We start from the raw sequence: 6,966 nt of genomic DNA, 5'->3' as shown, positions 1-6,966 counted from the left end.
TTACAACAATAAAACAACATATACAACATTAAAACAACCACTATACAACCTATTTACAACGTATATACAACTAAGCAACAACACATATACAACAATTAAACAACAAATACCTTCTCTCCGCGCGTACTTCTTCTCTCAAAAAAGAATATTGGCTAAGTACCAATAAATTTTAACTACAACGCAGGATAGGCAACGAGTGCCAAAAAACGCACTAAATGCGTTTTTCAATTCCGCCCAACAAGGCGGAAACGCCGCAAAGCGGCTGAAGGTTTGAACAACCATCGGGGGCATCTGCCGCCGTGTTGTTAGTTGATGTCTAAATTTCAAAGCGCAAAAAGTCCAGACCAAGACAAGTGTCTCTGCACGTCTTCCACCTTTTCCACCACGCCACAGAAGGCGCACCGGACAAAGATGAAAGCCGCACAAAGCCAGTCTGGACTTTTTGCGCTTTGAAATTTTTAACGACATCACAACACGGCGGCAGATGCCCCCGATGGTTGTTTATTTATGAATGAACATTTATGAAAGGACTATCAGATGGGATTAGATATGTATGGCTATACCATGAAAGCCGAGTTTGTCGGCGACCGTCAAACCGATGTGAATGTGAGCGAAGATGAACGCGAAGAAGCAGCACTGAATCATTTTGCCTACTGGCGAAAATTTAACCATCTTCATGGTTGGATGGAAAACTTATATCGTCAAAAAGGCGGAAAAGCTGAAGTCTTTAATTGCTGCACTGTTCGGCTAGAACTTGAAGATTTAGACCGTCTGGAATCTGATTTAAATGAAGAAAAATTGGAATACACGCCGGGCTTTTTCTTTGGTAACGATGAGATATATCCCGAAGACATTACAGAAACTAAAAACTTTATTGCAAATGCCCGTCTAGCAATAGCTACGGGACAAGCAGTGTTTTATGACAGTTGGTGGTAATGGTACACGGTTTCAGGCGGTAAAGGCCGTCTGAAACCATAGGGAGCAAGAAGATGGAAAACACTGTTAAAGAGCTGAAAAAACGTATTTATTCGTTTGGTGCTGCGTACAAACCCTCTGATGTTTTTCGTGATTTCGTCGAGCTGGCAGCGATTGCCATTTTAAACAGCTATATTCGGGATGAAGATTGGGAAAATCGTGAAGAGCGATACCATGTTATCCGCCGACAATATAAAGAAGAGGCTTTTAAAATTTTTCCTGAGCTATTAGGCGTTTTGGCTTCGGGCTGTATTCGAGCGCTGAAAGTCGGAAACTACGAAGATTTTTTGGGCGAACTTTATATGGACTTGGGAGCGTCGAACGAGCGTAACGGACAATTTTTTACGCCAATGTCTATATCAAGAGTGATGGCAAGACTGGCAGGAATCGACACGGTGGAGAAGCTGACGAATAAAAGATTTGTTTCTTTACTTGAGCCATGTTGTGGCAGTGGTGCGAATCTGCTTGCTTTCGCCGAACATATCGCCGATAGCGGAAAAATTCCAAGCTTACATATGGCAGCGGTTGCGGTAGATATTGATGTTTTATGTGTGTGGATGTGTTTTGTGCAATGCCATTTTTATGGCATTCCCGCAAAAATCATACATGGAGACAGTTTGAAACTTGAATTTCATACGGCATGGCGGACGGTGCATTGGTTGCATGGAGGATTTGAAGACGAGATGAAAGCTGAAATTGTCGCTGACAAAAAAGCCGCTTTCGATGCAGAACAGCAACACCATAGAGAAACGAAGATTACCGCCCCTTTGTTGACTTTGGAAGAACAGTTGGTCTTGTTTTAAGGAAAGGAAGAAGCGTGATGATTCAAGATGTGAAAAAAGTGGATTATGACAAAATGTTTTCTGAATGCCTAAAAGGTAAAATTCTAACTGAAACGAGGCTGGATACCGAAGCCCTAATTAATCTATTAATGTTGGAAAATGTTTCTGAAATTGAAGCAAGCATTAGAAAAGGTTGTATAAGAGCAACACATTTTATAGGTTCTGACAGAAAATATATCTATGATACAGGTATTGATGATGAAGAAATTCAATGGGAAATTGAAGATTTCAAGGCTAATTATCCGCATACATGGTGGACGGTAGAGCAGGTTATTTACAATGACTAAGATATAAAGGTCGTCTGAAACGGCGATTTCAGACGACCTTTATATGCTGAAGGGAAATTAACGAAAAAAACGCCCGCCGCAGCCCCGTTACCGCCTCTCAAGGTTCGGCAGAAACGTCCCCACGCCCCCAAGTAGAAAACAGACTTAGGCAGCTTTTCCGGCACCTTCGGCAACCTACAAAACTGCCACGCCTATTTTCCACTTGCCCCCTACGGCGGGCTTTTTATTTATGAAAAATCGGGATTCTTTTGAAGAAACTTATCCTTCGTCAAACGATGGGTAAATCTGTAAACCGTGTGGTATAGCACTGACTCAATCTGTCCCTATTCATTTCCCAGTTGTTGGCCAATAGTTCTGATGCAAGTTTCAGACGGCCTTTACCGTACCGGCGATTAATTTTGTCCCATGCCTCCATAACTGGGTTGGTAGTTGCTGACTGCCAAAGATCCGCCTGTATCTGACCGGCGGGCATTAAACCCTGTAATTCGATCCCGCATTTTTTATAGAGGTAGCCACTGCGGTAGATAGTTTCTAGTATCTTTTGTGCTGCGTGATTTAACAGCACGGTGTCGGAAGTCGGTACAGTTAGGCTTATTGTCTGACTGTTATGATATTGAGGATCAGATTCTTTGAAAAAATCGGTATGTAAAAACACAGAAACAGATGAGGCCGTCAATTTGTCTTTACGCAATGCTTCAGCACCTGAACTGATATGATGCGTGATGGCGGCTTTTAAAGCCTCCAGTGTATCTATGCGTGTTCCAAAACTGCGGCTGCGGACAAGATTCTGCCTTGTTTGCGGTTCGGGGTGCAAACCATCACAGGCAACGCCCTGCATCTCACGCTGCGTCCGTTCGACCGTCACACCGTATCGCCGGCGTAGGGTCGCAGTATCCGCCCGAACGAAGTCTAACGCGGTATAAATCCCTTGCGCCGCCAGTTTGGCCGCTGTTCTACCCCCAATTCCCCAAATCTCATCGACACCCTGGCTGCGCAAGGCACGAAGGCGGACAGACTCATTCCAATCTGACCAAACCACCACTCCTCCAAAGTGATTGGGGTAACGTTTGGCAAGATGATTGCAAAACTTGGCCAGTGTCTTGGTCGGAGCAATGCCGACGCAGGTGGGTATGCCAACCCACTGCAAGACACGTTGTCTGATTTTGCAGCCAAGTTCGCTGAGGTTTTCGATGCCATCCATACTGGCGAAACATTCGTCTATTGAATAGACTTCAACCGCCGGAACACACCCGGCGATAGTTTCCATCATCCTCCGGGACAGGTCTGCGTAGAGTTCGTAGTTGCTCGAATAAGCTTTCAGACGGCCTTGAGAAACTAAGTGTTTCACACGGAAATAGGGTTCCCCCATCTTAATGCCTAAAGCCTTTGCCTCAGCAGATCGTGCAACCACGCAGCCGTCGTTGTTCGATAGGACGACAACTGGAACATTCTTCAAATCCGGCCGGAATACCCGCTCACAGGAACAGTAAAAACTGTTGCCATCTATCAGTGCGTACATATTAACCGCCCTGACGCACGTCTTTGATGACGAAAGTCACGACTCCTACAACTGACCATGTATCTTCATCGGTCGGTACAAAATCAGGGTACTCGCCGGAAGCGTTTTCAGAGTGCAGCTCAGGCTTACGTCCGGGAACTTTGTACAGTCGTTTGATCGTAAACTCGTTGCCTAAATCCGCCATCACAATATCACCGTGCTTCGGCGTTTTGGAGCGGTCGATGATCATAATATCGTCTTTACTAATCCCAGCATCTAACATGGAATATCCACCGGAACGGGCGGCGAAGGTGGCGGACGGGTTGGCAATGAGATATTCGTTGAAATCTAGGTAGTCTGCGACATACGGCTCCGCAGGTGATGGAAATCCGGCCGGTACTTTTTCTAAGGCAACCGGAACCTTCAGATTTGTCCGACTTATTGGAATCAGACTGTCCGGTGGCAGGGCAGAAGAGGCAATCATGGCATCGACAGCGGGTATCAACGAAACAGGAATACGCTTTACTGTCGTCGCTTCACCGGTCTTGCTTTTGCGCCCAGCACCGTCTCTACGACCACCGCGTTTCTTTGGTATTTCGCTCATAGTTTTTGTAGTTTGATTTTGTAACGAAATCATTTTACCAAAGAATATAGTTCATTTGGATTTAAATTTGCCATAACCAAACATCCTTTTGTTTAGAATACAAAAACACCCCGAAGGGTGTTTTTTCTTTGGAACAAATGGCCTAATAATTTAGCGATCAATATCTAAATCCATATTCTGTTGAGGATTCTTATCTAACTGTTGGAGTTGGCTGTCATAAAGATTGATTTTTGCGTGAATTTGATTAGCCGGTTGTAAACCAGCAATCAGTTTTTCTGCGTGCTTAATTACTTGTTTCTGAAAAGTACTCAAAGAGTCAAACTCCTGTTTAACACGAGACTCCAATTTTTCTAGATATCGGGTATTGCGATGAAGCTCATGGTCAATCGCCATACCAGGCAATTGGTTTTGATGGATTCTACTGTCAAAGATCAGACCTTCGCGTGAATAAACAGCAAAATAATCGGCCTTACCGGAAAGAAAAACTCTATCTGCATTCTCTGGAAGTTTTTCCACTACCAAATCATGATGTTCTTTTGGTGTTGCTCTTGGTGTTTCACCAGCTTTGACCATTTCATCATAGCGTTCTAATGTGCCTTGCCAACTTACTTCTGAAGGAGCAGTTTGTAGATAGACAGCAGTTTGATAACCATGCTGTTGCATATCGTTCAAAGTCTTAATTGGCGTTTCAGGCGTTCTGAAAGTTCCTTCAACAACGATGTTATACCCTTCTTTAAGTGCTTGCTCTATAACCCTACCTGTCATTTTTCCTGAAAACTCGGCTGTATGTTTGGCAGAATCTTTGCCATATTGAGCCTGTATCTCATCAAAATTAGGATGATAACGACGGAACTCGTCTCCATTCACAACCAGCACATTTCCGTTCAGTTGTGCATTTATCATCTTAATAAGATTTGATTTTCCTGCCCCTGGCTGCCCCCCAAGCACAAAACCTTTCGGTGGTGATTCAGGTTTAATCTGATGTTCATCCATCAGATCGTCCCATATTTTCTCAAATGCTTCATTTTCCTGTTCAAGCGTCATAGATAACTACCTTCCTTATCTGACTAGACAGAATACTTTTGATAAATCTGATTGCACTCACTCACTACTTTGTCAAAATCGATATCTTCAGGTTCTGAAGCATACAGTTCCCGGCGTAAGGCGACCAAACGACTTTGATCAGGTGTACGGCCTTCGCTTCGTGGAGTTTTTCGCGCAATCATGGCCAAAACTGAAGCCACACGTTCAATCAAAGCGTCTTTCTGCATTAAAGTAGCCATTTTTATTCCTTTTCTGAAGTTTGAGATTGTTTATGTTGTCGCATTACCAGTTTCACCAGGGATACACTACATCCGGCCAACTTGGCTGTTTCTTGTAGGGTGTGATGTGAGCGCAGGCTGATAATCAATTTATGTTTTTGAGTATCTGCCTGACGACCTTTGAATCGTCCTTGTTTTTTTGCTTCAGCAATTCCGGCTGCTTGGCGTTTCTTACGTTGTTCGTAGTCATCTCTAGCCATTTGTAGGGCAATTTTAAGCAGCATGGTTTGTATGCTGTCTAAGACGATTTTGGCAATATCGGAGTCAGTCTGTATTTGACTCAGGTCGATAATGCCGGGAATGGAGAGAAATGCTCCTTTTTCACGGATACGGTTTACCAGCTTTTCTGCTTCAGCCAGGGGCAGACGAGTGACGCGGTCAATATGCTCGGCAATGATCACGTCGCCTTCCTGTAAATCAGCAATCAATTTGTTCAATACAGGTCGGTCGGTACGAACACCCGAAGCCTTTTCCTTATAAACCCCCGCAATGTAGTAACCTTCTGCTTTGGCTTTCTCAATTAAAGCATTTTGCCGCTCAAGATTTTGTTCTTCAGTACTGACACGTTGGTAGATTCTTGCTGCTTTCATGTTCAGCCTCAATAGTTGATACCAAAAATACAATTTTGGTACAAATAAGTAGCAACGTCAGTATCATCTCCGGAACGGTAGAAGTCTGAAAGTTTTGTGTTGAACTCGGGCATTTGCAGTTCTGAAATTTCTAAAATACCGCAGCCTTTTTCGATCAACATTGCATTGGCAAACAGCGTGGCCGTTCGTTTGTTACCGTCCCAAAAGATTTGCTGACGCATAAAGGCCAACATGGAGCGGATAGCCGTTTCAGTGGTTGAATTACTTCTGTTTTCAATTTGTCCCAACAGGTTCTGTACTTCAACTTCCGACATTGCGGGCGGTGTGTGTCGAGACCCATCAACCAGGGTAACGCCGACTGTACCAGTACGGAAATCTCCGGGAGCCAATGAGTCTTCCTGGGCAACAATACTGTTGATTTTTTTTAGTAGTGGTATATCAACGGGAAGGCCGTCTGAAATATGGCGCATTACATATTGGTAAGCACGTTTCAGATTTAAGATAGTCTGAATATCACCCAATGATGCCGAAGCAACATTTTGCCCATTGATAATCTGTTCTGTCTGCAACAAAGTTGTCTGACAGTTTTCAAACCGGCTTAGATTGTGGATTTGGGCAACCAATACCTTTTTGGCCAAAAAGATATTTTCTTTCAGGCTGAGATTATATTTATCTGGAAACACTGTTGCTCCTTATACGGATAAAGGTGGTTAATTTGGGTATGCTCTAATTATCTATTAAATAAATACCTTTGAATTTGGCTAATTTAAAATAATCAGGACTTAAATTGTCTATAACCAAATTATCTATTCTATTTGGGGTCGTTTGCGGGAGGGGGCGGAATCCTA

At 43.6% G+C, this 6,966-nt stretch carries 9 protein-coding genes; 3 read left to right on the top strand and 6 right to left on the bottom strand.

Annotated features, from left to right (window positions below; genetic code table 11):
* Window positions 1–537 precede the first annotated feature (537 nt).
* Genes HMPREF2596_RS09410 through HMPREF2596_RS09400 form a run of 3 tightly spaced genes read left to right on the top strand, consistent with a single transcriptional unit; the run spans window position 538 to window position 2,104 of the window.
* On the top strand, window positions 538–936 hold the full coding sequence (locus tag HMPREF2596_RS09410) for a phosphoglycerate kinase (RefSeq protein WP_070850867.1): 399 nt from the start codon (window positions 538–540) through the stop codon (window positions 934–936).
* A gap of 53 nt (window positions 937–989) precedes the next feature.
* On the top strand, window positions 990–1,778 hold the full coding sequence (locus HMPREF2596_RS09405; protein ID WP_070850866.1) for an N-6 DNA methylase: 789 nt from the start codon (window positions 990–992) through the stop codon (window positions 1,776–1,778).
* A gap of 14 nt (window positions 1,779–1,792) precedes the next feature.
* Window positions 1,793–2,104, top strand: coding sequence for a hypothetical protein (locus tag HMPREF2596_RS09400; protein WP_283115629.1), 312 nt, complete (start codon window positions 1,793–1,795; stop codon window positions 2,102–2,104).
* Between the two features lie 268 nt (window positions 2,105–2,372).
* Here HMPREF2596_RS09400 and HMPREF2596_RS09395 read toward each other — a convergent pair whose 3' ends face one another.
* The 6 genes from HMPREF2596_RS09395 to HMPREF2596_RS09370 form a co-directional block, all read right to left on the bottom strand.
* Window positions 2,373–3,623 carry a Y-family DNA polymerase gene (locus tag HMPREF2596_RS09395; RefSeq protein ID WP_070850865.1) on the bottom strand — a complete coding sequence of 417 codons (1,251 nt, stop codon included), beginning with the start codon at window positions 3,621–3,623 and terminating at the stop codon, window positions 2,373–2,375.
* A 1-nt stretch (window position 3,624) separates the two neighbouring features.
* Window positions 3,625–4,206 (bottom strand): LexA family protein, encoded by a 582-nt coding sequence (gene umuD, locus HMPREF2596_RS09390; RefSeq protein ID WP_070615770.1) that lies wholly within the window; start codon window positions 4,204–4,206, stop codon window positions 3,625–3,627.
* A 150-nt stretch (window positions 4,207–4,356) separates the two neighbouring features.
* Complete coding sequence (locus HMPREF2596_RS09385) at window positions 4,357–5,250, bottom strand: zeta toxin family protein (RefSeq protein WP_070850864.1); 894 nt, start codon at window positions 5,248–5,250, stop codon at window positions 4,357–4,359.
* Between the two features lie 23 nt (window positions 5,251–5,273).
* Window positions 5,274–5,489, bottom strand: a complete 216-nt coding sequence (locus HMPREF2596_RS09380; RefSeq protein WP_224783325.1) for a hypothetical protein — start codon at window positions 5,487–5,489, stop codon at window positions 5,274–5,276.
* A gap of 2 nt (window positions 5,490–5,491) precedes the next feature.
* The gene (locus HMPREF2596_RS09375; protein ID WP_070850863.1) at window positions 5,492–6,118 is read right to left on the bottom strand and encodes a recombinase family protein; all 627 of its coding nucleotides are present in this window, start codon (window positions 6,116–6,118) and stop codon (window positions 5,492–5,494) included.
* A gap of 8 nt (window positions 6,119–6,126) precedes the next feature.
* Entirely contained in the window at window positions 6,127–6,801 is a 675-nt protein-coding gene (locus tag HMPREF2596_RS09370; RefSeq protein WP_070850862.1) for a Fic family protein, read from the bottom strand.
* Window positions 6,802–6,966 lie beyond the last annotated feature (165 nt).

Source organism: Neisseria sp. HMSC078C12 (assembly GCF_001838065.1).
Taxonomy (GTDB): domain Bacteria; phylum Pseudomonadota; class Gammaproteobacteria; order Burkholderiales; family Neisseriaceae; genus Neisseria.
This window is presented reverse-complemented; position numbering and strand designations above follow the sequence as displayed.